Raw genomic sequence first — 2,538 nt, 5'->3', positions numbered from 1 at the left:
ACGCCGCCGGCCAACACCGGCGACGCGATCGCCGAAGGCCACCGGCTCGGCGGCGCGCTGGCGCTGATGGCGCACGTGTGGGGCGCGCCGACGGTCGGCGTTGCCGGCGAGGAGAAGCAGCGCGCGCTGTTCGTCGAACGCAACCTGCCGGGCTGCGTGATCGTGAACAGCCTCGGCAAGCGCTTCGTCAACGAAGCCGCGCCGTATTCCGAATTCGTGCGGGCGATGTATCGCGACCATGCGCGCACCGGTGCGAGCGTTCCGGCCTGGATGGTGTTCGACGCGCGGTTTCGCCGCAAGTACCCGTGCGGGCCGATCATGCCGGCGTCGATGATGCCCGATTCACGGATTCCGGCCGCGTTCCGCGACGTGATCGTGAAGGCCGACACGATCGACGCGCTGGCCGCGCGCATCGGCGTCGATGCGGCCGGCCTGCACGACACGCTGCGCGACATGGCGCGCTATGCGGTCACCGGGATCGACGAAGCGTTCGGCAAGGGCGACAACCTGTTCGACACGTACTACGGCGATCCGCAGAACAAGCCGAACCCGTGCCTCGGGCCGGTCGACCAGGCACCGTTCTACGCGGTGCGGATCGATGCGGGCGACATCGGCACGAAGGGCGGGCTCGTCACCGACGTGCACGCCCGCGTGCTGCGCGCCGACGGCGAGCCGATCGACGGCCTCTATGCGATCGGCAACACCAGCGCATCGATGATGGGCGCGAGCTACCCCGGCGCGGGCTCGACGCTCGGTCCGGCGATGACCTTCGGGTATCTCGCCGCCGACCACCTGGCTGCTCGCGCAGCCGACGCCGGCGGGCAGCCCGCCCGGCCATCCACGACTGAACTTGACGGAGTCCGATCATGAGCGATCTCACCACCCATCCGCTGCGCACCGACATGCTGCTCGCGATGCGCCGCCTCGCGCGCTCCGTCACGGTCATCAGCAGTGCGCACGACGGCCGGCGCTACTCGATGTCCGCGACGGCGGTCGATTCGCTGTCGACCGATCCGCCTTCGCTGCTGATCTGCATCAACCGCAGCGCGTCGCTGTATCCGCCGCTCGACGCGGGCGCAGGGTTCTGCGTGAACGTGCTGTCGGCGGCCCACGAAGGCATCGCGATCGACTGCAGCGGCCGCCTGAAGGGCGAGGCGCGCTTCACGACCGGCGACTGGCATACGTCGGCGCACGGCGTGCCGTATCTGCGCGACGCGCAGGCGAGCTTCGTGTGCGAGCAGGACGGCCGCTTCGAATACGGCACGCATACGGTGTTCATCGGGCGCATCCGCGAAGTGCTGATGAGCGGCGACGTCGATCCGCTCGTCTATCTCGACGGTGCCTACACGACGCCCGGCGCGCCGGTGGCCCGTGCGGCCGCGTGACGTGAGGAGCCGGCCATGAGCGATTCGCGCTTCCATCGGCTGACCGTTGCCGAAGTGATTGCCGAAAGCGACGACGCGTGCTCGTTCGTGTTCGACGTGCCGGCCGCGTTGCGCGACGCCTTCACGTACCGGCCCGGTCAGTTCCTGACGCTGAACGTGCCGTGCGCGGACGCGACCGTCGCGCGCTGCTATTCGCTGTCGAGCGCACCCGGCATCGACGCCGCGCCGAAGATCACCGTCAAGCGCGTGCGCGACGGCCGTGCGTCGAACTGGCTGTGCGACCGCGTGAAGGCGGGCGACGCGCTCGACGTGCTGCCGCCGGCCGGCGTGTTCACGCCACGCACACTCGACGGCGATCTGTTGCTGTTCGCGGGCGGCAGCGGCATCACACCGGTGCTGTCGATCCTGAAATCGGCGCTCGTGCACGGGCGCGGCATGCTGACGCTGATCTACGCGAACCGCGACGAACGCTCGGTGATTTTCCGCGCCGAACTGCAGCAGCTCGCGCAGCGCCATCCGGGCCGCGTGCGCGTGATCCACTGGCTCGACAGCGTGCAGGGCATCCCGCAGCAGCGCCATCTCGAGGAACTCGCGCGGCCGTTCAGCCAGCAGGAGACGTTCATCTGCGGGCCTGCGCTGTTCATGGAGAACGCGCTGGCCGCGATGCTCGGCCTCGGGTTGCCGCGTTCGCGGGTACATGTCGAGCGCTTTGCGTCGCTGCCCGATACACCCGCACAGGCTCCTGATGCAGCGGCGCCGGGCGCAGCGGCGGCCTCGGCATCCGGCGACGGCGCGGCGATCGAGACGGTGCTCGACGGCGACGCGTTCGCATTCGACAGCGCGCCCGGCGAAACGCTGCTCGACGCGATGCTGCGCGCGGGCGTACCGGCGCCGAATTCCTGCCGGATGGGGCAATGCGGCGCGTGCATGTGCCGGATCGAGCGCGGCGAGGTCGCGCTCGACAGCAACCACGTGCTCGATGAAGACGAGATCGCGGCCGGCTGGACGCTCGCCTGTTGCGCACGGCCCGCGAGCGACGCGCTGCGCGTGGTGTTTCCCGACTGAGCCGTGGCGCGCCGGCGGCGCGCACGGCCATCCTGATCTATGACGATGGACAACGAAATCCTGACCACGCCCGCGCTGATCGCACGGA

The 2,538-nt window shown here is 69.8% G+C and carries 3 protein-coding genes; all 3 read left to right on the top strand.

Features of this window, described 5'->3' with window-relative positions; translation table 11 throughout:
• On the top strand, positions 1 to 870 hold an 870-nt coding region (locus tag G3N99_RS38525), incomplete at its 5' end, for an FAD-binding protein (protein WP_206125008.1).
• The gene (locus G3N99_RS38520; protein ID WP_174940778.1) at positions 867 to 1,385 is read left to right on the top strand and encodes a flavin reductase family protein; all 519 of its coding nucleotides are present in this window, start codon (positions 867 to 869) and stop codon (positions 1,383 to 1,385) included. The genes G3N99_RS38525 and G3N99_RS38520, both read left to right, overlap by 4 nt.
• A 15-nt stretch (positions 1,386 to 1,400) precedes the next feature.
• On the top strand, positions 1,401 to 2,450 hold the full coding sequence (locus tag G3N99_RS38515) for a ferredoxin--NADP reductase (protein ID WP_206125007.1): 1,050 nt from the start codon (positions 1,401 to 1,403) through the stop codon (positions 2,448 to 2,450).
• Positions 2,451 to 2,538: the final 88 nt, after the last annotated feature.

The sequence above is a fragment of the Burkholderia sp. Ac-20392 genome, from assembly GCF_017104585.1.
Classification (GTDB): domain Bacteria; phylum Pseudomonadota; class Gammaproteobacteria; order Burkholderiales; family Burkholderiaceae; genus Burkholderia; species Burkholderia lata.
This window is presented reverse-complemented; position numbering and strand designations above follow the sequence as displayed.

What these genes read in the sequence shown, in the direction of transcription:
- G3N99_RS38520 (WP_174940778.1), top strand. Translation starts at nt 867, where the DNA reads ATGAGCGATCTCACCACCCATCCGCTGCGCACCGACATGCTGCTCGCG.
- G3N99_RS38515 (WP_206125007.1), top strand. Translation starts at nt 1,401, where the DNA reads ATGAGCGATTCGCGCTTCCATCGGCTGACCGTTGCCGAAGTGATTGCC.